Annotated in this window: 19 protein-coding genes and 1 pseudogene; 16 read left to right on the top strand and 4 right to left on the bottom strand. The window is 40.2% G+C overall.

What is annotated here, in order from left to right:
- The first annotated feature begins 25 nt into the window (after positions 1-25).
- The 6 genes from CIK86_RS00530 (at position 26) to ruvX (ending at position 4,438) form a co-directional block, all read left to right on the top strand.
- Positions 26-919, top strand: a complete 894-nt coding sequence (locus CIK86_RS00530; protein WP_086993650.1) for a hypothetical protein — start codon at positions 26-28, stop codon at positions 917-919.
- 67 nt (positions 920-986) lie between these two features.
- A complete protein-coding gene (locus CIK86_RS00525; RefSeq protein WP_086993652.1) occupies positions 987-1,466 on the top strand; it encodes a hypothetical protein in 480 nt (159 codons plus the stop codon).
- Between the two features lie 72 nt (positions 1,467-1,538).
- Complete coding sequence (gene rsmE / locus CIK86_RS00520; protein ID WP_086993655.1) at positions 1,539-2,273, top strand: 16S rRNA (uracil(1498)-N(3))-methyltransferase; 735 nt, start codon at positions 1,539-1,541, stop codon at positions 2,271-2,273.
- Positions 2,274-2,327: 54 nt separating this feature from the next.
- Positions 2,328-3,278, top strand: a complete 951-nt coding sequence (gshB, locus tag CIK86_RS00515) for a glutathione synthase (protein WP_086993658.1) — start codon at positions 2,328-2,330, stop codon at positions 3,276-3,278.
- Between the two features lie 140 nt (positions 3,279-3,418).
- Positions 3,419-3,976 carry a YqgE/AlgH family protein gene (locus tag CIK86_RS00510; RefSeq protein WP_058374183.1) on the top strand — a complete coding sequence of 186 codons (558 nt, stop codon included), beginning with the start codon at positions 3,419-3,421 and terminating at the stop codon, positions 3,974-3,976.
- Positions 3,977-3,988: 12 nt separating this feature from the next.
- On the top strand, positions 3,989-4,438 hold the full coding sequence (gene ruvX, locus CIK86_RS00505; protein WP_086993661.1) for a Holliday junction resolvase RuvX: 450 nt from the start codon (positions 3,989-3,991) through the stop codon (positions 4,436-4,438).
- Between the two features lie 66 nt (positions 4,439-4,504).
- Here ruvX and CIK86_RS00500 read toward each other — a convergent pair whose 3' ends face one another.
- Complete coding sequence (locus CIK86_RS00500; protein ID WP_011329250.1) at positions 4,505-5,641, bottom strand: PilT/PilU family type 4a pilus ATPase; 1,137 nt, start codon at positions 5,639-5,641, stop codon at positions 4,505-4,507.
- A 9-nt stretch (positions 5,642-5,650) separates the two neighbouring features.
- Positions 5,651-6,691: a type IV pilus twitching motility protein PilT gene (locus tag CIK86_RS00495; protein ID WP_086993664.1), complete on the bottom strand. Its 1,041-nt coding sequence runs from the start codon at positions 6,689-6,691 to the stop codon at positions 5,651-5,653.
- 2 nt (positions 6,692-6,693) lie between these two features.
- Here CIK86_RS00495 and CIK86_RS00490 point away from each other — a divergent pair, with 2 nt between their 5' ends.
- The 8 genes from CIK86_RS00490 to CIK86_RS00455 all read left to right on the top strand — a co-directional run bounded on the left by CIK86_RS00490 (position 6,694) and on the right by CIK86_RS00455 (position 13,815).
- On the top strand, positions 6,694-7,407 hold the full coding sequence (locus CIK86_RS00490) for a YggS family pyridoxal phosphate-dependent enzyme (RefSeq protein WP_086993667.1): 714 nt from the start codon (positions 6,694-6,696) through the stop codon (positions 7,405-7,407).
- A gap of 17 nt (positions 7,408-7,424) precedes the next feature.
- The gene (proC, locus tag CIK86_RS00485; RefSeq protein WP_011329253.1) at positions 7,425-8,246 is read left to right on the top strand and encodes a pyrroline-5-carboxylate reductase; all 822 of its coding nucleotides are present in this window, start codon (positions 7,425-7,427) and stop codon (positions 8,244-8,246) included.
- Between the two features lie 12 nt (positions 8,247-8,258).
- A complete protein-coding gene (locus CIK86_RS00480) occupies positions 8,259-8,792 on the top strand; it encodes a YggT family protein (RefSeq protein WP_058374186.1) in 534 nt (177 codons plus the stop codon).
- 58 nt (positions 8,793-8,850) lie between these two features.
- Entirely contained in the window at positions 8,851-9,294 is a 444-nt protein-coding gene (locus CIK86_RS00475) for a DUF4426 domain-containing protein (RefSeq protein WP_086993669.1), read from the top strand.
- Between the two features lie 7 nt (positions 9,295-9,301).
- Entirely contained in the window at positions 9,302-9,901 is a 600-nt protein-coding gene (locus tag CIK86_RS00470) for an XTP/dITP diphosphatase (protein ID WP_086993672.1), read from the top strand.
- On the top strand, positions 9,898-11,034 hold the full coding sequence (hemW, locus tag CIK86_RS00465; RefSeq protein WP_086993675.1) for a radical SAM family heme chaperone HemW: 1,137 nt from the start codon (positions 9,898-9,900) through the stop codon (positions 11,032-11,034). Before CIK86_RS00470 ends, hemW begins: the two co-directional genes overlap by 4 nt.
- A 152-nt stretch (positions 11,035-11,186) precedes the next feature.
- A complete protein-coding gene (locus tag CIK86_RS00460; protein WP_086997741.1) occupies positions 11,187-13,019 on the top strand; it encodes a DUF885 domain-containing protein in 1,833 nt (610 codons plus the stop codon).
- A 109-nt stretch (positions 13,020-13,128) separates the two neighbouring features.
- Positions 13,129-13,815, top strand: a complete 687-nt coding sequence (locus tag CIK86_RS00455; RefSeq protein ID WP_086997738.1) for a hypothetical protein — start codon at positions 13,129-13,131, stop codon at positions 13,813-13,815.
- On the opposite strand, the gene CIK86_RS00450 is transcribed toward CIK86_RS00455, so the two are convergent.
- Positions 13,784-14,500 carry an SIMPL domain-containing protein gene (locus CIK86_RS00450; RefSeq protein WP_011329260.1) on the bottom strand — a complete coding sequence of 239 codons (717 nt, stop codon included), beginning with the start codon at positions 14,498-14,500 and terminating at the stop codon, positions 13,784-13,786. The two genes, CIK86_RS00455 and CIK86_RS00450, sit on opposite strands and share 32 nt — an antisense overlap.
- A 112-nt stretch (positions 14,501-14,612) precedes the next feature.
- Between CIK86_RS00450 and CIK86_RS00445 the strand changes: the two genes are divergently transcribed.
- Together CIK86_RS00445 and CIK86_RS00440 are read left to right on the top strand one after the other, a co-directional pair.
- Positions 14,613-17,279 carry a bifunctional acetate--CoA ligase family protein/GNAT family N-acetyltransferase gene (locus CIK86_RS00445; RefSeq protein WP_011329261.1) on the top strand — a complete coding sequence of 889 codons (2,667 nt, stop codon included), beginning with the start codon at positions 14,613-14,615 and terminating at the stop codon, positions 17,277-17,279.
- Positions 17,280-18,232 (top strand): annotated as a pseudogene (locus CIK86_RS00440) (ion transporter).
- Positions 18,233-18,289: 57 nt separating this feature from the next.
- Here CIK86_RS00440 and CIK86_RS00435 read toward each other — a convergent pair.
- Positions 18,290-22,795, bottom strand: coding sequence for an EAL domain-containing protein (locus CIK86_RS00435; RefSeq protein WP_086997734.1), 4,506 nt, complete (start codon positions 22,793-22,795; stop codon positions 18,290-18,292).
- Positions 22,796-22,848: the final 53 nt, after the last annotated feature.

The following is a 22,848-nucleotide window of genomic DNA, read 5'->3' as shown; positions in this document are numbered from 1 at the left end:
AAGGTAAATACTACTTAGGAAAACCATGTCATATTTGTCATTATCTAACACTAGTTTACTTGCGATTGCTATTAGTTTTATTGTTATTTGCGTGATCATAATGAGCTTAAGAATAACCACTCAACTAAAAGCAAAACAAGCGCTTAAAGATGAGTTAGCGCAGCATGATAACTTTGCAATGGGGATTAGTTTTGCCTCAGAAATATCGGTGGTGATTGCCTCAGTAGCATTTTTATTTGATGAAATAAGCATAAGCACAGCGCAATCGAACCCATTAAAAGTGATCTTTTTAATCGTTTTATTATTTTTATTTATTAAAATAGGTCACTTAATTCATCGCAAATGGATTTTGCATCGCTTTAATGAAGAAGCCGCTATTTTAAAACAAAATGTCTGCGCCGCACTGGCCGACTCAGGTATGTTAATTGCTAACTGTATTATTACTTTAGGGCTTTACACTTGGACTCACACTCAAGGTTTTAGCAGTTTACTCATTGCCTTTGTAAGTTTTTTTGTACTACAAGGTATGTTTGCTTTTGATAGTAAAATACGTGAATACCACTTTGCCAAAGCTAACCAAGGCGCATCACTACAAAGTAACTTTGGCCTTGAAAATACCTCTATTGGTATTCGTTACGCGGGTAAATCAATTGGTTTATCGCTGGCCGCGTATGCTGGTTTGTCCAGCGCAGCGTTTCAAAATGGTAAGATGGTCGAAAATTTATTTACACTCGTGATGCATTGCGGTGTAATGTGGGTGCTACTTTACAGTTTAACTTATGTAATAAAAAAGATTTCGTTACCAAATATCGATACTTCGCTGGAAATTGATCATCAAGATAATATTGGTATTGCTTGTATCGAATTTGCGGTTTTTTGTGCTGTAGGTTATTTGCTTATTAGTATGTTTTCAATTTAACACCAAGCTGATTAAATATAATATTTAATCAGCTTGTGAACACTTCGCTTAAGTGTAATGGGGCCTTATGCTATTTGATGTAACCAATTATCTGTTAGTTGATATAGATAATGAGTTTAGCAGAGCATTTGCTGAGTACTCTTTTAATCATGCTCAGAGCCAATCACCCAGCGGGTTAATAGCAGCTGGTAGCCACACCCGGCTGTTAGTAAAAATGATGTTTGATGAACTTATAAAAGATTACTGCTATTGCGACTTTGAAAATGAAATTAGTGTATCAGAGCTCGCTACCTACTTGCATGATCATCATAAAATTAAAGGCGTATTATTTAACCGTGTTGATTACTTACTTGGCGATGATAAACAGCGCTTTATTTATAACTCACTACACAAAAGTCGCTTTTTAGTTAGCCAAGACGAAAATGGCTTTTCGTTTAGCCCAGTAACAGACCCTGGGCATTCAAATCACTTATCGTGCCATACCGATATAGCACAAGCGTCACTAAACCTAATAGAGACTGATGAGCAATTTAATAAAAATAAATAATTGCACCTAGCTCACAGCTTACTTACCATAGCGGCATATAACTTTTATGCACTAACCAATAAGTGACACCACATGCGAGTTCCTCATATTTATCAGGCATCGAGTATTGCCTTAAACACTCCCGTTACATTAGATGACGACGCTGCAGGGCATATTGGCCGAGTATTGCGAATGAAAGTAGGCGATCACGTGTCTATTTTTAATGGTGAAGGCGGTGAATACCTTAGTGAAATTATTGAGGTGACTAAAAAAAATGTCGTGGTTATGCCACAACAGCTAAATACTCATGATGTAGAATCTCCCTTAAAAATTCACTTGGGCCAATGCGTATCACGTGGCGATAAAATGGATTTTACCATTCAAAAATCGGTGGAACTTGGGATTACCGAAATCACCCCTATTTTTAGTCAGCGTTGCGGCGTTAAATTAATGGGCGATCGACTTGATAAAAAACACCAACAATGGCAAAAAATAGCCATAGCTGCCGCCGAGCAATCTGGGCGTAACTTTGTACCTGTTGTTCATCCGCCGATAGATCTAAAGCAATGGCTTGCACAGCAAAGTGCAGCAATTAAGCTCACTTTGCATCCACGTGCCGAGCACAGTATCAAAACAATTACCGTCCCAAAAGATGGCGTACGCTTTTTAGTTGGCCCTGAAGGCGGCTTTACTGATGAGGAAATGGCGCAAACAAAGCAACAAAACTTTGTAGATATTCGCTTAGGCCCGCGCGTATTACGCACCGAAACAGCAGCATTAACTGTTTTAAGTGCATTACAGCTGCAGTTTGGCGACTTAGCTAATTGAAATAACTAAAAGTACCCACATATATATATTAATATTCATATTAAGGCACAGCGCATGGCAATTAAGTTAGGCATTATTTCAGATCCTATTAGCGGATTTAATATTAAAAAAGACACTGGTTTTGCAATGATGATGCAAGCGCAAGCACGTGGCTATGAAATTTACTATATGGAAATGGATGATCTTTCACTACGCCAAGGTCAGGCATATGCTACAGCTGCAAAAGCACAGGTTTTTGACGATCCAAACAATTGGTACCAGCTTGAGCAAAAAACCACTATTGCACTTGGCGATTTAGACGTTATTTTAATGCGTAAAGATCCCCCTTTTGATACCGAATACATATACGCAACTTATATTTTAGAGCGTGCCGAACAAGCAGGTACACTCATAGTTAACAAGCCACAAAGCCTGCGCGACGCAAACGAAAAGCTGTTTACAGCTTGGTTTAGCGAATACACGCCCGACACTTTAGTAACGCGCAGCCAAAAGCAAATTCGTGAGTTTTTAGCGCAGCATAAAGACATTATTTTAAAACCGCTTGATGGCATGGGTGGCGCGTCGATTTTTAGAGTTAAAGCAGACGATGCTAACATTGGTGTAATTTGTGAAACATTAACCGAGCACGGCAGTCGCTTTGCCATGGTACAAAATTATGTTCCAGAGATCACTCAAGGCGATAAGCGCGTATTGGTTGTTGATGGCGAAGTAATTCCATATTGCTTGGCGCGTATTCCACAAAACGGAGAAACACGCGGTAACTTAGCCGTAGGTGGACGCGGCGAAGCACGTCCTTTAAGTGAATCCGATTTAAAAATTGCACACGCTGTGGCACCAACACTTAAAGAAAAAGGCCTAATTTTTGTCGGCTTAGATATTATTGGCGACAAATTAACCGAAATTAACGTAACCGCACCAACCTGTGTTAAAGAAATTGAAGCGGCGTACGATATTTCAATTACGGGTATTTTATTTGACGCAATTGAAAAACGACTCGCTAAATAAGTTAGCGTTATTAAAAGCGCTTTCATATTGTAAGGTTTAAGGTATTCATTATTTTTAAATCGTATGAAAGTGCTTATTTTGTTTTAAAAACATGGGTATGTGCCATACTAAAAATTCATTAACTAAAAAGGGTGAAATCTATGCAGTCATTAGAAAATCATTTTTTAATCGCAATGCCGTCGATGCAAGACCCTTTTTTTAAACGTGCTGTTACCTATATTTGTGAGCACAATGAAGACGGGGCTATGGGCTTGGTAATCAACCAACCTATTAATATTACCGTAGGTGAGTTACTCGATAAAATAGAAATTGATAACGACAAAACTCAGCAAGCAGCGCAAGTTAGCGTATATGCTGGCGGGCCGGTTAAAACCGACCGTGGTTTTGTACTGCACTCTCCAAAGCATGGTTACTCTGCGAGCCAAACGCTCAGCAGTGATATCATGATCACCACCTCTAAAGATGTACTCGCTTCGTTAACCACAGCACAAGCACCTGAACAATTTATTATTACTTTGGGCTACTCTGGCTGGGAGCAAGGTCAATTAGAACAAGAGCTATTGGATAATAGCTGGCTGATAATTAAAGCTGATCCGAAAATTATTTTTGACACCCCCGTTGAAAAACGCTGGGAAAAAGCAGTTTCTATGCTCGGCTTTGATATAAGCCAACTCAGCCCTGAAGCTGGTCATGCTTAACAAGATAAACTTATGACAAAAAAAAACTTCAAGCCGCAAGGCCAGCGTACTGTAATGGGCTTTGACTTTGGCACCAAAAGTATTGGTATTGCTATAGGTCAAGAGCTCACTGGCAGCGCATCGAGCCTTAAAGCTGTAAAAGCACAAGATGGCATTCCTAGTTGGGATGACATAGCAGTACAAGTAAACGAATGGCAGCCCGATTTAATGGTGGTGGGTTTACCGCTAAATATGGATGGCACCGCCCAAGAGGTAACTTTTAAAGCTAAAAAGTTTGCTAATCGATTACACAATCACTATGCCATACCGGTAGAAACACAAGATGAGCGCTTAACCACCGCCGATGCTAAAGCGCGCTTGTTTGAGCAAGGCGGTTATAAAAACTTAGGCAAAGGCAAAGTAGATAACATGTCTGCGGTGATTATTTTAGAGAGCTTTTTTGAAACAAGTTACGGTGAGTGAAAATATTAGGTGTTAGGCTTTGAATATCAGAGCTTTTAAGCTGATACCCAAAGCCTTCTCTTTAACTTAACTAATATTGCCTTTATCATCAAGGCCATCAATAGTGACCCCTTGTAAAAAGCCCGCCCCTTGCTGCTCATTGTTGCGCAGCTTTATCATTAAGCGCAAATCGTTCGCCGAATCGGCATGGTGCAATGCATCTGCATAATTGATTCGTTGCTGTTTATACAGCTCAAATAAGGCCTGATCAAAGGTCTGCATACCCATTTCTTTCGATTTAGCCATGGTTTCTTTAATACCGCCTATATCACCATTTTTAATTAGCTCTGCAACCATAGGTGAATTAAGTAATATTTCAATAGCAGCAACTCGACCTTGCCCGTCAGATGTGGGGATCAGCTGCTGGGCAATAATAGCGCGTAAATTTAATGCTAGATCGTACTTAAGCTTATCGTGCTTTTCTTTTGGCACTAAATGCATGATCCGATCTATCGCTTGGTTAGCGTTGTTTGCATGCAAGGTAGCCACACATAAGTGCCCTGTTTCTGCAAAGCTTAATGCATACTCCATGGTTTCTTGTGAGCGTATTTCGCCTATTAATATTACGTCGGGTGCTTGGCGTAACGAGCTTTTAAGCGCTGACTCAAAACTTTCGGTATCTAGCCCTACTTCGCGTTGAGTAATAATACTTTTACGGTGTTCGTGTACAAACTCAATCGGGTCTTCAATGGTTAATATATGTCCGCGCTGATTACGGTTTCTATAGCCAATAAGTGCAGCAAGTGAGGTTGACTTACCCGTACCGGTTCCCCCCACAAATAGCACTAAACCACGTTTCGACATAATCACATCGGTAAGTGTAGACGGCAGCCCAAGTTCGCCAATTTCAGGTATTTTAGTAACAATACGACGAATAACCATGCCCGCTTTATCGCGCTGCCAAAATGCCGAAACACGAAAACGTCCTTCGTCAGTGGCAATCGCAAAGTTGCATTCTTTCGTTGTATGAAACTCGGCTTTTTGTTTTTCACTCATTGCCGACTCAACCAACTCAAGTGATTGCTCATCGCTGAGCGGCTCATCATCAAGCGGGGTTAATTCACCATTAATTTTAGCGCTGATAGGCAGTTGGCTTGAAACAAATAAATCAGAGCCTTTTTTATCTATCATTATTTGTAAAAAGTTATTTAAAGATAAAGCCATTAGTATTCCTTAACCACCGAACTGAGTTTTGTCTTGCGCTTTAGCTTGCGCTGCAATATTGGTAACAATGCCATGATTAACTAAGTTTGTTAAACATTGATCCATCGTTTGCATTCCATGCGAAGCGCCAGTTTGAATAGACGAGTACATTTGCGCCACTTTATCTTCACGAATTAAGTTACGAATAGCAGGTACTGCAAGCATAATTTCGTGAGCAGCTACTCGCCCACCGCCAATTTTTTTAAGCAGGGTTTGCGAAATTACCGCACGTAATGATTCCGAGAGCATAGAGCGGATCATGGCTTTTTCTTCACCTGGGAATACATCTATAATACGGTCAATGGTTTTAGGTGCAGAGGTCGTGTGCAAAGTGCCAAATACTAAGTGACCAGTTTCGGCTGCTGTCATTGCCAGGCGAATGGTTTCCAGATCACGTAATTCACCAACTAATATTACATCTGGATCTTCACGAAGTGCACTGCGTAGCGCATTTTTAAAGCTATGTGTGTCGCGATGTACTTCTCGCTGATTAATCAGACTTAATTTGTTATCGTGGACAAACTCTATTGGATCTTCAATAGTGAGAATATGGTGATGTTTTGTTTGATTTATATAATCAACCATAGCCGCTAATGTTGTCGACTTACCTGACCCTGTAGGCCCAGTTACTAATACTAAGCCGCGGGGAGTATCGGCAATGGTTTTAAAAATATCGGGGGCGCCTAAATCATCTAATGTGAGCACTTCACTGGGAATAGTACGAAATACGGCAGCAGGTCCACGGTGAGTATTAAAGGCATTAACACGAAAACGTGCTAAATTAGGCACTTCAAATGAAAAATCCACTTCGAGATTTTGTTCGTAGTCCTTGCGCTGGTTATCGTTCATAATATCGTAAACTAGGTTGTTTACATCTTTGTCTCCTAGTGCTGGTATATTAATACGCCGCACATCGCCATCTACGCGTATCATAGGTGAAACCCCTGATGATAAATGTAAATCGGATGCTTTGTGTTGCACACTAAACGCCAATAATTCGGTAATATCCATTTATGACTCCACAACTAACTGATAAATATATGGTTACAATAGCAGAACGACTTACATCCGCCTACGCTAGAATTGCAGTAGCGGCAAAAAACGCCCAACGAAATAGTAACGAAATAACCTTACTTGCAGTATCAAAAACCAAACCAAGTGCCGATATTATTGCAGCCTACAAGCATGGCCAACGCCAATTTGGTGAGTCTTATGTTCAAGAGGCTGTAGATAAAATAGCGCAACTACATACATATAGCGATATCATTTGGCATTTCATTGGCCCTATTCAATCAAATAAAAGCGCATTAGTGGCCGCCAATTTTGCTTGGGTACAAAGTGTTGATCGGATTAAAATAGCGAAACGCTTAAACAGCCAACGACCAGCCGATAAAGCCGCGCTTAATGTGCTTATTCAAGTAAATATTAGTAATGAAGAGGCTAAGTCGGGTTGCCAGCTTAATGAAGTAGCCGAACTGGCCAGTTTTATTAACCAATGTGAACAATTAACTTTACGCGGACTAATGGCTATTCCGGCTAAAAGCGATGATATTACAACGCAAACTCAATATTTTAAGCAATTACAAACTTGCTTTGATAAACTACAGACCCAATATCCTCAAGTAGATACTTTGTCGATGGGGATGAGCAATGATGTTGAAGCTGCAATTAGTGCAGGCTCAACCATGGTGAGGATCGGCACAGACATTTTTGGCACACGAACTTAAAAGGTGATAACAGATATATGTCAGATAAAACAATCGCATTTATAGGCACAGGTAATATGAGCTACGCCATTATTGGTGGCATGGTAAAAAATGGGTTTAATGCAAACAATATTATTGCCACAAACCGTAACCAAGAAAAGCTGGCCAAAGTAGCAGCCGATTTCAAGGTAAAAACCACCAGTGACAATAACGAAGCCCTGCGCGATGCTGACGTAATTGTACTTTCTGTTAAACCACAAATGATGGGCGATTTATGTAAATCGTTTCAAGAGTCGGGTGTCGACTTTAGCGATAAACTGTTTATTTCAGTAGCAGCTGGTTTAACCGTAAAACGTTTGCGCGAAATGCTTGGCCAAGACGTGAAAATGATACGTTGTATGCCTAATACACCTTCGCTACTTGGCCGTGGTGTATCCGGTTTATATGGCGCTGGCGAAACGCCAAGCGAGCACGAATTTGTACAACAAGTTTTTGAATGCACTGGCATTGTAGTGTGGGTTGAGCAAGAATCGCAAATTAACGATATTATTGCAGTTACAGGCTCATCGCCTGCTTATTTTTTCTTATTTATGGAAGCCATAGAAGAGAAAGCCAAAGCACTGGGCTTTAACGATGCAGATGCACGTCGCTTAGTACAACAAACAGCACTTGGCGCTGCCGAAATGGCACTCAGCCAACCCGATATAACCATTTCGCAGTTACGCTCAAACGTAACATCTAAAGGTGGTACTACGCATGCAGCCGTTGAGCATTTAAAAGATAAAGGCTTAACCCAAACCGTTGCCGATGCTATGGATGCGTGTATTACGCGTGCACAGCAAATGGAACAAGAACTTTAAGAAGGTTAAATTATGAATGCCATGCAATTTTTAATCAGTACCCTGTTTGACTTATTTTTAATGGTGGTATTACTGCGTTTCTGGCTACAGTGGGCAAAAGCCGACTTTTACAACCCAATGAGCCAATTTGTGGTTAAAGCCACCTCGTTCGCGGTAAAGCCACTGCGTAAAATTATTCCTGGGTTTGGAGGCCTTGATTTAGCCTCGCTATTGCTGGCATTTTTTGTTGCCGCAGCCAAAATAAGCGTGCTTATGTGGCTTATTTATAAGTCATGGGCTATACAACCTGTACTTATTCAAGCATTAATCACCGTACTAAAAGAAGGTTTAAATTTAGTTTTTTGGGTACTTATTATTCGCGCTATTTTAAGCTGGGTTAGCCAAGGCTATAACCCAATAGAAGCGGTATTCCACCAGCTAACTGAACCTATGTTAAAACCTATTCGTAAAATTCTACCGCCGCTAGGTGGCTTAGATTTATCGGTTTTAGTGCTTATTATTGGTATACAGTTTTTACAAATGCTGCTTATGGATTTATTAGTTTAAGCACTTATTTTAGCTAAAGAGGTCACTAGACCTCTTTTTTATGTTTTAGGAGTTAATTATGCAACGGTTAATTAGATTGTTTTTTATTACCTGTTTAGCTTTTACCTTTAATGCTCACAGTGAGCAAGTTTCCGGCGCACAGTACAAAGAGCTAGGTCAGTGGCAAGTACATTACATTGCTTTTCCTTCAACCTTTGTGCAACCTAAAATAGCCCAAGCTTATGGTCTTGAGCGTAGCGGCTACAAAGGGATTGTTAATATATCTATATTAGCTAACGATGCCGATAACACAGCGCAAAAGGCCGTATTAAAAGGCACAGCTAAAAATTTACTTGGCAATAAACAAACGCTTAACTTTAAAGAAGTAATTGAAGGCGATGCAATTTATTACCTTGCTCAAGTTAACTACACTAACGAAGAAGTTTTACGTTTTGAGATTGAAATACAGCAAGACTCACAATTTCAAAAATTACAGTTTCAGCAAAAATTTTACGTAGATTAAATAACTTATGATAAAAACTTTAGTACTTGCCACAGGCAACCCTGGCAAAGTAAATGAACTTGCAAACATGCTCAGCCCGCTCAATATTAATGTTGTGCCGCAAAGCGACTTTAACGTAGGTGAAGTGGCCGAAACCGGTACCACTTTTGTAGAAAATGCCATTATTAAAGCCCGCCATGCAGCCAAAATTACCGGTATGCCTGCTATTGCTGATGACTCTGGATTAGAAGTTGATGGTTTAAATGGTGCGCCAGGTGTGTACTCTGCGCGCTTTGCCGGAGCAGGTGCAACTGATCAAGATAACATAGATAAGCTACTACTTGAGCTGGATAATAACCCAATTAGAACAGCACGCTTTTGGTGTGTACTGGTATTAATGCGTCACGCTAATGACCCAACTCCGCTTATTTGTAGTGCCAGTTGGGAAGGTGAAATAACCCTAACCCAAAATGGCGAAGGCGGCTTTGGCTACGACCCGGTATTTTTTGTACCTACGCTTAATTGCACCAGTGCCGAGCTGACAAAAGAGCAAAAAAATGCCATTAGCCATCGCGGTCAAGCATTACAAAATTTACTACAGCAACTTAAGCTAAAAGGCGGCCTGTGAACCTACCACCACTAAGCTTATATGTGCACGTTCCTTGGTGCGTGCAAAAATGCCCATATTGCGACTTTAATAGCCACGGACAAAAAGGTGAAATTCCTGAAGCTGAATATGTGCAGCATTTAATTGATGATTTAAAAGCCGACCTGCATTTAGTCCAAGGGCGTAAAATTCATAGTATTTTTATTGGTGGTGGCACACCTAGCTTATTAACTGGCGCAGCTTACACACGCCTACTTAGTGAAGTTAAAAGCCTTATTGGGCTTGAAGATAACTGCGAAATAACTCTTGAAGCAAACCCTGGCACTGTTGAAACTGGCCGCTTTAAAGATTATGTAAAAGCAGGTATTAACCGCATTTCTATAGGTGTGCAAAGCATGCAAAACGACAAGCTTAAAGCGCTTGGCCGTATTCATGGCAGCGACGAGGCAAACTACGCCGCAGAGCAAGCTAAAGAAGCGGGGTTAAATAGCTTTAATCTTGATTTAATGCATGGCTTACCTGGGCAAACTCTCGATGATGCACTGGGTGATTTAAAGCAAATCATTGCCCTTAACCCGCCGCATATTTCTTGGTATCAGCTTACTATTGAGCCCAATACACAATTTGCTTCTAAGCCGCCTACCCTGCCACAAGACGAAACCCTATGGGACATTCAAGAGCAAGGCCAAGAGTTACTTGCCCAAGCAGGTTACCTGCAATACGAAATATCAGGCTATGCAAAGCTTGGCTATCAATGCCAACACAACTTAAATTATTGGCGTTTTGGCGATTATATCGGTATTGGTTGTGGCGCGCATGGTAAGGTAACTGATGCAAATACAGGCATAATAACCCGCACCGAAAAAGTTAAGCACCCGCGTGGTTACATGGATCTGATCAAACCTTACTTGTTTAAAAGCTGGCAGGTTGAACAAGACGATTTAGCATTTGAGTTTTTTATGAATCGCTTTCGTCTAGTAGAGCCTTGCCCTATTAACGACTTTAATGCGCTTACACAGCAGCCATTACAAAGCCAACAACACGCGCTACAACAGGCAATTAAAACGGGCTTATTAATACAAACCGATAGCCATTGGCAAGTAACACTGAAAGGTCAGCGCTTTTTAAATGATCTGCTAGAGTTATTTGTTTAACTCTAGGTTCTAGGTTCTAGGCTCTAGGTTCTAGGTTCTAGGTTCTAGGTTCTAGGTTCTAGGTTCTAGGTTCTAGGTTCTAGGTTCTAGGTTCTAGGTTCTAGGTTCTACAAAATTATAATAATAAATTTCTAACATCAAGAGGATAAATAATGCGTAAATTTACTTTTATTGCAGCTGCAGTAAGCGTTGCACTACTTGCTGGTTGCCAGCAAGCTACACAACAAGTAACAGCAGCACCTGCGGTACAGGCACAACCAGTACAAAGCGAAATAAACAAAGCAAATACATTTTTTGAAGATACCTTTACTCGTGACGTAATGAGCAGCCCTGTGTATCAAACTTACATGGGTATTAAGCAAGATTACGACAAGTGGGACGATGGTAGCGAAGCTAAAAAATTAAAAGATTTTGCACAAACCAAAGCTGATTTAGTAACGCTTAATAGCATTAATCGTGCTCAGCTTGATGATGCAACTAAAGTAAGTTACGACTTAAAAAAGCAAGATCTTGAAAACTCAATTGCTGACTTCAAATGGCGTTACCACAGTTACCCGGTAAACCAAATGTACGGCACTCACTCTATGATCGCGGCATTTTTAATTAACCAGCATCAAGTAAGTGATGTAAAAGACGCTAAAGCGTATATATCTCGCTTAAACGGTGTGCCAGTAGTATTTGATCAGTTAATTACTGATTTAGAAGTACGTGCTGAAAAAGGCATTATTGCACCTAAGTTTGTATTCCCGCATGTTATCGACTCAAGTAAAAATATTATAAAAGGCGCTCCATTTGAGCAAGGCGACGACTCTACATTGCTTAGCGACTTTAAACGCAAAGTTAATAAACTAGAAATCAGTCAAAGCGAAAAAGACAGCCTAACAGCTGATGCAGTAGATGCTTTAAAGTCGGCGGTTAAACCTGCTTACTCTAAACTGATTAATTATATAGCCCAACTTGAAAAGCGCGCAGATAACCGCGACGGTGCATGGAAATTTCCTGATGGCGAAGCGTTTTATAACAATGCGTTAAAGCGCACCACCACCACAGACCTAACAGCAAAAGAAATACACGCTATTGGCCTTGCTGAAGTAGCTCGTATTCATGACGAAATGCGCGCCATTAAAGATAAAGTAGGTTTTAAAGGCGATTTAGCCGCTTTCATGCAGTTTATGAAAACCGACAAGCAGTTTTATTTACCTAATACTGATGCCGCTAAAGAGCAATATATTAGCCAAGCAACCGACCTAATTAATAATATGAAGTCGCGTCTTGATGAGTTATTTATTGTAAAACCAAAAGCCGATATGATAGTAAAACGCGTTGAGGCATTTCGTGAAAAAGCAGCTGGCAAAGCGTTTTATCAACAACCGGCACCAGATGGCTCTCGCCCAGGTGTTTACTACGCTAACCTTTACGACATGGAAGCTATGCCTACTTACCAAATGGAAGCACTAGCCTATCATGAAGGCATTCCGGGACATCATATGCAAATTGCTATTTCGCAAGAGCTAGAAGGCGTGCCTAAGTTTCGTAAATTTGGTGGCTACACTGCTTATATTGAAGGTTGGGGCTTATACTCTGAGCTAGTACCAAAAGAAATGGGCTTATACGAAGACCCATATTCTGACTTTGGTCGTCTTTCGATGGAATTATGGCGCGCAGCACGTTTAGTGGTTGATACAGGTATTCACGCTATGCAGTGGAACCGCCAACAAGGTATTGATTACTACGTAAATAACACGCCTAATGCGACCTCTGACGGGGTTAAAATGGTTGAGCGTCACATTGTAATGCCATCGCAAGCAACTGCTTATAAAGTGGGTATGCTGAAGATTTTAGAACTGCGTGAAAATGCAAAGCAGCAACTAGGTGATAAGTTTGATATTCGCCAGTTCCACGACGTAGTGCTTAAAAATGGCCCAGTACCACTTAACGTACTAGAAAACTTTGTTAATCAGTGGATAGCAAGTAAACAAGCTTAACTTGCAATAACTCAGTAACAATATAGAAGGTCGCTTATGCGGCCTTTTTTTGTTTTATAAGCCAATTGTTTAAGCTAGAGTAGGTAACAATAAACTAAGGGGATAAGCCATGGAATTATGCATACAATTACTTAACGCACGCCTTGCTAAGTATCAACTCGACGAGCTTGATAACGACTTTAAGCAGTTAACGCCTGCTCAGCAAGCAAACCAATTAATGCACTTGTATCAAAGCGCGCAGCGAATGAGTGTTAAATATAACTTTATGCAAAATGTGGCAATCCGTATTTTAACCAGCAATCCTTTACCAACATCGTTTATTAGCCAACTAAGCACCCTAGATGCATTAAGCTTTTTTACGCCTGCACTTAAAGTTAACAAGGGTTTTTTGGCGCAAAATGAGGCGGGTAATACTGTGTTGCATACAGTGTTTAAACAACCTGATGCAAACAACTTACCGTTTAACTATGTACGTTCGTTAATGTTATTTGAATCTAACGATGACTTACTAAAAGCGCTGGCACTGCCTAACCAGCAAGGGTTAACGCCAGTTGCCTGTTATATTGCTTATGCAAATAAACCGACTACGCCAATAAAACATGAGTTTTCGGCGCTACTCGCATTAATGGAAATGGAGCAAAAGCAAAATGCACAAGCAAAACAGCAACTATTAAATGTATTGCAAGGCAATACGGTAAACGAAACCACGCTGTTACTGAGCGCCGCCTATTTACAGCGCTCAATATCTCAAGTAATTAATTTACTTAGTCAGAAAGGTAATATTCAACACTCGTAACCACGCGAATATTTTTAATTTGCGGCGTATTAGAGTCACGATCACTAATGCTAAATTGCCCTTGGCGAGCCGTTTTTATTTTACCTAATTTTGAATTTGAGTCTTTGGCAAATTTAGTCGCAACTTCACGGGCTTTTTCGGTGGCCTCTTGTACCATTGCTGGTTTAATGTCGTTTAAACCAGTGAACATATACTCCACACGGGTTTCGTAGTTATCTTGCACTATGGCAATATTTTGCTTAGCCAGCTGACTTACCTTGCTCAGGGCATTTTTTACTTTGTCGGGCGCATTTGAATAAACAATAATATTAGAGCGCACTATATATCTAAATTGTTGATTTTCGCTGCCGTATTCGCGAGCTTGTTTATCTATAATTGATTGGCTGCCAGTGCTAATTTCTTCATCATCAAAGCCGTGTAACTTTAAAAATGCAATTACTGCATCGTTTTTGCCCTCAACTCTACTCACTAACGCTTCTAAGTTATTGTCGGCATCACTAAATTGCAGTGGCCAGATCACAGTATCGGCCAGCACTTCTTGCTCAGCCAATCCTTTTACTTGTACGGTACGTTCCATACCTTTGATATCAAGCGCAGCACCTTTTAAAATAAATCCTAAGCTAATTAGGCCTATACTTAAACAAATAGCCGCAATAACAATATTAAAGTTAGATACTTTATTCATTAAAACTCCCTTGTTAAGCGCCTAAAACAACCCTAAACGCTCGAAAATATAATATAAACAGAGTACATTGTGAAATAATAGATAGCAAAGATTAATCAGCATAGGAAAAGCCATGAGTCTCAAGCGGATCAGTCAGTTTTTTAACCCAAGCTCGGTAGCCGTTATTGGTGCATCTAACACGCCAACCCGCGCTGGTTATGTAGTTATGCGCAACTTATTGCAAAGTGGTTTTAAAGGGCCAATTATGCCAGTAACGCCAAACCACACTGCGGTGCATGGTGTACTGGCATACCCTAGTATTGATGCTTTGCCAAAAGTACCTGATCTCGCGGTTATTTGTACTAATAAAAACACTTTAGATCTTATTATTGAGCAACTTGGGAAACTGGGCTGTCATAATGCCATCATCATTGCTGACGGCTTAAGTAACGCACAAAAACAAACTTTAAAAGAGTGCGCACGTAGCCATCAAGTTACGCTGTTGGGCCCAAATTCTTTAGGGTTATTAATTCCTCATATTGGCCTAAATGCCAGCTTTTCACATACCGTAGCGAGCCCTGGCAAACTCGCTTTCGTTTCACAATCGGCGGCAGTGTGCTCAACCATTTTAGATTGGGCAAAAAATAAAGAAATTGGCTTTTCTTACTTTGTGTCAATGGGCGATTGTCTGGATATTAAATTTACTGAATTGCTCGACTTTTTAGGTCGCGATGCTAAAACTACGGCTATTTTGCTCTACATAGATAACATTGAGGACAGTCGCAGCTTTATTTCAGCCGCTCGAGCGGCTGCTTTTAGCAAACCCGTAATTGTAATTAAAACGGGCAGGACCCATGCGGGCGCTATTGCCGCTGAAGCTCAGTCGGGAATAGCGCATAGCTCGGATGCGGTATACGATGCTCTATTTCAGCGCGCGGGTATGTTAAGAGTAAACGATTTACGCGAGCTATTTGCTGCAACGCAAACATTAGCCATGCACCCAAAATTATTAAAAGTAGAGCAGCTCACTATTTTAACTAATGGTGGCGGCCCTGGCGTAATGGCAGTAGATGAGCTAATACAAAGTTCAGGTAAATTAACGCAATTGAGTGAAGAGACATGTGATGCACTCAATAAAGTAATTCCTCGCTCAGAGAAGGCCTCAAACCCGGTGGATATTTTTGGTGACTCAGCCCCGAGCCGCTATAAACAGGCGTTAGAAATTCTACTTAAAGCTCCTGAAGTAAAAAACTTACTGATTATTCACACTCCATCTGCGCTAGCACCTAGCGAAGACTATGCAAATATTATTGTTAAAACCTTACAAGCACTCCCAAAAATGGCGCGCCCGTATGTTATTACTAACTTTACCGGTGAAGATGCCGCCTATGCTGCTAGGCGTGTTTGCGCTAATAACGCGATCCCAACTTATCGTACTCCCGAGGGCGCTGTTGGGGCCTTTATGCACTTAGTTAGTTATCGACGCAATCAAAAGCATTTAACCCAAACACCTGAGTCGAATACCGTAGATACAAAAATTAATAAGTCGGCAGCTAAAGCCTTAGTAAATGAATTTTTAGAAGAAGGACAAAGTTATTTACCGACCCATCAAGCGAGCCAAATTTTAAGTCATTACGGTATTGAGTGTATTCAAACCGAAGTGGCTTACACGCCAACAGAAGCAAAAGAGCAAGCCATTGAGTTAGGGTTTCCGGTGGCGCTAAAATTAATTAGCCCAAGCATTCCTTCAAAATCTGAAGTGGGTGGCGTAGTGCTTAACTTAAATGACGCCCAAGAAGTAGAGCAAACTGCCTTTTCGATGTTATTAAGAATAAAGAACACTTATCCCGATGCCATTATTGATGGTTTTTCGCTACAAAAAATGGCGCCGCGTGCCGGAGCCAACGAGCTGCGAATAGCAATAAAAACCGAGCCTAATTTTGGTCCCGTTATTTTACTAGGAGAAGCAGGCACCGGCCTTGAATACGCACAAGCAGCAGTAGCTTTGCCCCCGCTAAATATGAACCTAGCAAAATACTTAATTGCCGCGGCGCACGATAAAGGCGTACTAAAGGATCGTATTCTACCTGAAAAAGTAGATAAATATCGGCTCTGCGCACTGCTTACTCGCATCTCGCAGTTAGTAATTGATCAGCCCGACATTAGTTCCTTAGAGCTCAACCCTATATTAGCCAGTAATGGGCAATTTTTAGTGCTGGACGCCACTATGACCATTAACCGCTATCGAGTGCAAACGCATCGTAAACGTTTATCTATTCGCCCCTACCCGATTGAATTGGTAGAGGCCGTAACGTTAAAAAATAATACCCAAGCGACGCTGCGCCCAATTAAACCAGAAGATGAGCAAGCACATCAGCAGTTCGATCAGTCTTTAACTAAAGAGGATCGCTATAAACGATTTTTTGGGGAGTTAAGGCAGTTTAATCACGACCAACTCGCTAAAATGACGCAAATAGATTACGACCGTGAAATGGCCTTTATTGTATCTCAAACATATCAAGGGCAGCCTCGTACTCTTGGCGTATCGCGCGTTATTATGGATCCTGATAATTTACAGGCCGAATTTGCCGTTGTAGTGCGCTCAGACTGCCAAGGCCTTGGCCTAGGTCGTATATTAATGACAGCCGCAATTGAGCACTGTAAGCGCCAAGGAGTTAAATCTATTGAAGGGATTACTTTACCAGAGAATACCGGCATGATTGAGCTTGCGCGTAAATTGGGCTTTAAAATAAGCCGCGACTTTGAAGAAGGCAGTATAAATATGGTACTTAAACTATAAATGAACTATATACGAAAACTTAGACAAAAAATTGCGCACACTTTTGAAGCCTCTGGAGAGTATCAGCGCGCGGGGCACATACTTGATGTAATGCTGGTTTGTCTCATAATGGTCAACGTAGTTGCCATTGTCCTTGAGTCAGTATCGAGTATTGCTAAGCAGTACCATGAAGAATTTTTCTTATTAGAAATTGTCTCCATAACTATATTTTCTATTGAATACATAATACGGCTTTGGACCTGTGTAGACAGAGTTAAATATGCAGCTATTGAGGGCTCAAATACCAAACGACGCTTGCACTATATTTTTTCGCCTTTAGCATTAATTGATTTAATTGCTATATTACCTAGCTTATTGATGTTTTTCTTTATGCTAGATTTGCGCTTTTTACGAGTTTTAAGGTTACTGCGAGTATTTAAGTTAACCCGTTATTCGCGTGCTATGCAGTTGCTGTTACAAGCATTTATTGATGAAGGCAGTACACTTTTAGCGGCATTTTTTATTATGGCCGTGGTGCTTATTTTAGCCTCTTGTGGTATTTACTTGCTTGAACACGATATACAGCCCGATAAATTTGGCTCTATCCCTGCGGCAATGTGGTGGGCTATGGCAACGCTAACTACCGTAGGTTACGGCGACGTAGTGCCCATAACACCTATTGGTAAACTATTTGGTGGGGTAATAACCCTAGTGAGTATGGGAATGGTTGCAGTGCCTACTGGTTTACTTGCATCGAGCTTTTCAGAGCAAGTACGCAAACGCCGTCAAGTATTCGAAAATGCAGTACATGAACAGATCACTAACGGCACTCTCAGCGAGGAGCACCTAGTCACCTTGAAGATCTGCGTTACAAACTAGGGCTGAGTAAACTAGAGGCCAATAAAGCCATAAAAGTTCAGCTTAACGAGCGCAGCGAACACATGTTTTGTAGAAACTGTGGCAAGCGCCCATAAATAGGTTAAAAGTAGTTGTCAGCTTTTAGCTGGCAACTGCACACTAAGGGCTTTCCTTTAATCTTGCTTAAACACGTCGCTCCAATCGCGAGTAATTAAAGGAATAACAGCATTTGTGGGCACAGGTTTACTAAATAAATAACCTTGAAAATAGTCGCAACCAAGTGCTTTTAAAAATACTAATTGATGGGTACTTTCAATGCCTTCTGCCACACATTCTTTATTTAAGCTGTGGGCTAAAGTAAGCGTAGATTGGATAATTGCCTCATCATTAGAATCAACCCCTATATCTTGTACAAAACTACGGTCAATTTTTAATACATCAATAGGAAAGCGCTTCAAATAAGTTAACGATGCGTAACCTGTACCAAAGTCATCCATATAAAGCCTACAACCTAGTTGTTTTAACATATCCATACTCGATAAGGCCTGCTTTGAATCGCGCATTAATATTGATTCTGTTATTTCAAATACAATCGCCTTAGAAGGGATAGCTGCTTTAATTAATGCCTTTTTAATTTCAGGCACCAAGTGTTCAAATTCAAAATCGAGTGCCGATAAGTTAATCGACAAATATAACTCGGGAGCAATTTTGCGCCAAGCCACTAACTCTTCTAAAGCACGGCCCAATGTTTGCAGCATTATTTTTGTAATTAAACCAATACTCTCTGCCGCTAACGAAAACTCTTGAGTGTTCACTAATTGATTTTTTGGCCAGCGTAGCAATACTTCAAAGCCTTCGGTTTTTTGGCTATTAGCACTTATAATAGGTTGATAATAATTACAAAATTCATGCTCTTGATACGCTTTAGTTAACTGCGATTCTAGGTGCAGTGCTTTTTGCACCCGTTGATTCATCTCTTGCTTATAAAACTTATAGCTCCCTTCTAAATTATCTTTAGCGTGGTATAAAGCAATATTGGCAGCTTTTAATAGATCTTTATATTGCTGCGCATCACCTGGATATGTGGCAACACCAATGCTTAAATTAATATTAATTATTTGACCATTAAGGGCAATATTTTTATTAACACAGCCCATTAATTTAGTGCAAACGAGCAATACCTCTTCTATTTGCTGTATATCTTCCACCAACACAACAAATTCATCACCACCAAATCGAGCTACGCTATCGCTGGGGCGTAAGGTACTTTTTAATCGCTCTGCCACTGTTTTAATCAATTCATCGGCAACTTCTCGCCCTAACGAATCATTAAAGTGTTTAAAGCGTTTAATATTAATATGCAGCAAAGCAACCTTGCTGTTATGACGCTGTGCTTGCTCAATTGCATGTATTACACGATCATTAAATAATGCTCTATTTGGCAGGCTAGTTAGCTGATCGTAGTTGGCGAGTATATGTAGCTCATTTTCTGCTAATTTTTGTGCATTTATATCGGTTAAAATAACAACGTAACTGGTTAATCTGTGTTCGTTATCGGCAACTGCACTTATTTTAACAAGCACGTGGCGTTGCTCGTTATTAACCAATGTTACTGTGTCTTCGCAAGAAAAGTGCTCCCCTACATTGAGCTTTTGCATAATGCGCAAGTAATCAAAGCGGCTGCTGCGCGAAATTCCTAAATTAAGTACTCGGCTAGATCGCGGCTCAGCTGGGAAGTTAAACGCAGTTTGCAAGGATTTATTAGAGGCGCGTATATTAAAGTTTTTATCGAGTATAAATACCCAATCACGAGTTTGCTCAAAGGCTGCTGCGAATAAGCGAGCATGCTCTTCAAACACCATTTCACGGGTCATATTGGTGTAAGTTCCGGCCACTTTTTGCGGTAATTTATTATGCCACTCTACTACTTTGCCAAAATCTTTGTACCAGCGCCAATGCCCTTTTGCATGCCTAAGCCTGTAGGTACAATTAAAAGATCCTTTATCTGTAGATAAAAACTCTAACCACTCCAATCTAAATAAAGGTCTGTCTTGTGGGTGTATTTTTACTAAATAGTCATCTAAATTTACGCATTCAACGCTGTAGCCTAATTCATTTATTAACCGCGGTTGATAAATACTAAGGCTGCTTGACTGCCAGTCCCAAACCCCGGATTCACTGCCCTCTAGTGCCAGTTTTAAACGCGCTTCGCTTTCTTTACTTTCTTTGTGAGCTGCCAATAAAATACGCTGTATTTTATTGCGGCGCATTACCCAAGCAACCACTAAAGCAATTAACAATAATGCATATAGCACCACAAAATAAGGGGCACGCCATAGTGGGTATTTCACTTTTATTTTTAAACTAGCGGGCGACGTATATTCGCCGGTTAATGGGTCTTTAGCCCACACTTTTAATTGGTAGTTACCCGGATTTAATTTTGGAAATAACACTCTGTTGTTACGGGTATAACTTTTTTGCCCGTTATCGAGCTGATACTCATAAATAATCCGCTCTTGAAAACTAAACGACATTGCCGAAAAAGCTATTTCTAAACCTATATCGTCATGATTTAATGTTATTTCTTCAAGTGGTTGCTGTAAATTAAGCGACAAGTTTCGCGACATTAAATTGATCCGAGTAATATTAACGTGATCAATTAACGCTTTGGTGTTTTGATTGTTCATTGGGTGAAAATAGGTAAAGCCTTTTAGGCTACCATAAGCAATACGCCCATCTTTTAAATGTGCCATAGCGCCGCTGTTAAATTCTGCAGAGAGCAGCCCTTCTGACGTAGTAAATTGCTGAAAATGCAGTGTAGTCGGGTTTAAACGCCAAATGCCTTTATGACTACTCATCCAAATCATGCCATCGTCATCAAGCACCATATCGTACAATAAGGTACCCAATTTGTTTTTGTCTAAATCAATAGTATGAACAAGTTCATACGTTAAGGCATCAATGCCAATCAGGCCAAAGTTGGATAACGAGAGCCATAAAATATTATTACGATCAACTTCATACGACAGCACATTTATGGCAACATTTTTATGTTGTTTAGGAACCTTATATATTATTTTTAGAGTTAAACTGTGAGGATTAACTTGATATAAAATCCCACCACTAAAAAATAAAGGTTTATCTGGTTGTGTCGATAATGGTGGTAAAAACCCATGCGCTAAAAAAGGGTCAAACTGAGTAAACTCGCCCTCTAACTGGGTTAGTTGCTGGGTATTAATATTATACATAAGCATGCCATGATCTGAGTGCACATAGTACAAGTTACCATCGGGCATTAAAGTAACACCATGAACCCAGCCGGCGATCAGCTTTTGGTTGCTCGGATTTTGTGTTTTCGGCTCAGTTAATTGCAGGCTAACAGGGTCAAAAATAAATAAACCTCTGTTGGAGTGCAGCCATAATTTATTTTTATAAGGCATTATTTTATAAATAGTAAATTCAGTAGTTAGCAAATCAACTTTAAAATCTTGTAAATACGTTTTGCCTATATTTGTTTTTAAATCAACTTCAGTTAAACCATTATGCGTAGCTAGCCATAGCTTGTTTTTATACTCAGTAATACCCCAAATAGAATGATGCGATAAGCCGTCACCGCCAAGCATGCTGCCCTCAACATTGGTAAACTGATAGTTATTATTGGCTAAATAAAACGCCCCATCTGTTTTAGTGGCCACCCATGTTCCACCAGAATTATCTTTAACCATATCAATAATACTGGTATCGGCTAGGGTATATTTACTTTGGTTAATGCGGGTGTTTTTTATTATTTCCCCCGTTTTTAAATTAAACTTGAACAACCCTTTATCAGTGGCTAAATCAATTTTTTCATGGTCATTTGTAATTTGCCAAATATTTAAATTATCAAGCAATACACTATTGTTAAATGCCACATCGGGGCGCTCAAACATGCTCGATAAATTGCTAATATCAACTTGGTACAACCCTTTAACAGCGCCCACTAATAGCTGATTATTGTTAGCAATAGCAAATGACTTCACATTATTTTGGTAAATATGCTCAGCCTCTGCGCGTAAATGCTCTAATGGCCGCACTTTTTCACTGGCAATATCAAACACATAAGCACCATGACTAGTACCAATAAATATATAGCCATTATAATAAAATAGCTTTCTAACTAGGGTACTTTTGTATTTACTCGGAAGCTCAAAAATAGTGGTTATTTCACCACTTTCAATATCAAGCTTTGCAAAGTCACGGCCTCGGCCAATCCAGAGGGTTTTATCATCTATTGCTAACATGCTAAAAACAGATTGATTAATTATCTGCTCTTCGCTTAGCGGCTTTTCTAAAAACTGTTTATAAGAATCGGTAGCTGGATCATAGCGAAATAGCCCTGCCAGCAGTGAGGCAATCCAAATATGCCCTTGGGTGTCTTGATATATGCGGTCAATAATAGCTTCTTCAAGCTCACCATTAGGCCCGTTAATTGGCATTACTTGGTAGCCATCATAACGGTTAAGGCCACCTTCTGTTGCCAGCCATAAGTAACCGTTATTATCAATAAGCATAGTATTAACATAGCTTTGAGATAGCCCCTCACTAGGAGATAAACGCTTCACTTGTGCGTTTATTTGGCTGCTCATTATTAGCATAAGTGCGAGCAAGCAACTTATTGTTCTGTTAATAGCTTTACCCATTCTTGATCCCACTTATTATGTTGCTTTTGATAGGTATTTGACAGCGACGATAT

The sequence above is a fragment of the Pseudoalteromonas sp. JB197 genome (assembly GCF_002332205.1).
GTDB lineage: Bacteria > Pseudomonadota > Gammaproteobacteria > Enterobacterales > Alteromonadaceae > Pseudoalteromonas > Pseudoalteromonas nigrifaciens.
This window is presented reverse-complemented; position numbering and strand designations above follow the sequence as displayed.

What these genes read in the sequence shown, in the direction of transcription:
- CIK86_RS00530 (WP_086993650.1), top strand. Translation starts at nt 26, where the DNA reads ATGTCATATTTGTCATTATCTAACACTAGTTTACTTGCGATTGCTATT.
- CIK86_RS00525 (WP_086993652.1), top strand. Translation starts at nt 987, where the DNA reads ATGCTATTTGATGTAACCAATTATCTGTTAGTTGATATAGATAATGAG.
- rsmE (WP_086993655.1), top strand. Translation starts at nt 1,539, where the DNA reads ATGCGAGTTCCTCATATTTATCAGGCATCGAGTATTGCCTTAAACACT.
- gshB (WP_086993658.1), top strand. Translation starts at nt 2,328, where the DNA reads ATGGCAATTAAGTTAGGCATTATTTCAGATCCTATTAGCGGATTTAAT.
- CIK86_RS00510 (WP_058374183.1), top strand. Translation starts at nt 3,419, where the DNA reads ATGCAGTCATTAGAAAATCATTTTTTAATCGCAATGCCGTCGATGCAA.
- ruvX (WP_086993661.1), top strand. Translation starts at nt 3,989, where the DNA reads ATGACAAAAAAAAACTTCAAGCCGCAAGGCCAGCGTACTGTAATGGGC.
- CIK86_RS00500 (WP_011329250.1), bottom strand. Translation starts at nt 5,641, where the DNA reads ATGGCTTTATCTTTAAATAACTTTTTACAAATAATGATAGATAAAAAA.
- CIK86_RS00495 (WP_086993664.1), bottom strand. Translation starts at nt 6,691, where the DNA reads ATGGATATTACCGAATTATTGGCGTTTAGTGTGCAACACAAAGCATCC.
- CIK86_RS00490 (WP_086993667.1), top strand. Translation starts at nt 6,694, where the DNA reads ATGACTCCACAACTAACTGATAAATATATGGTTACAATAGCAGAACGA.
- proC (WP_011329253.1), top strand. Translation starts at nt 7,425, where the DNA reads ATGTCAGATAAAACAATCGCATTTATAGGCACAGGTAATATGAGCTAC.
- CIK86_RS00480 (WP_058374186.1), top strand. Translation starts at nt 8,259, where the DNA reads ATGAATGCCATGCAATTTTTAATCAGTACCCTGTTTGACTTATTTTTA.
- CIK86_RS00475 (WP_086993669.1), top strand. Translation starts at nt 8,851, where the DNA reads ATGCAACGGTTAATTAGATTGTTTTTTATTACCTGTTTAGCTTTTACC.
- CIK86_RS00470 (WP_086993672.1), top strand. Translation starts at nt 9,302, where the DNA reads ATGATAAAAACTTTAGTACTTGCCACAGGCAACCCTGGCAAAGTAAAT.
- CIK86_RS00460 (WP_086997741.1), top strand. Translation starts at nt 11,187, where the DNA reads ATGCGTAAATTTACTTTTATTGCAGCTGCAGTAAGCGTTGCACTACTT.
- CIK86_RS00455 (WP_086997738.1), top strand. Translation starts at nt 13,129, where the DNA reads ATGGAATTATGCATACAATTACTTAACGCACGCCTTGCTAAGTATCAA.
- CIK86_RS00450 (WP_011329260.1), bottom strand. Translation starts at nt 14,500, where the DNA reads ATGAATAAAGTATCTAACTTTAATATTGTTATTGCGGCTATTTGTTTA.
- CIK86_RS00445 (WP_011329261.1), top strand. Translation starts at nt 14,613, where the DNA reads ATGAGTCTCAAGCGGATCAGTCAGTTTTTTAACCCAAGCTCGGTAGCC.
- CIK86_RS00435 (WP_086997734.1), bottom strand. Translation starts at nt 22,795, where the DNA reads ATGGGTAAAGCTATTAACAGAACAATAAGTTGCTTGCTCGCACTTATG.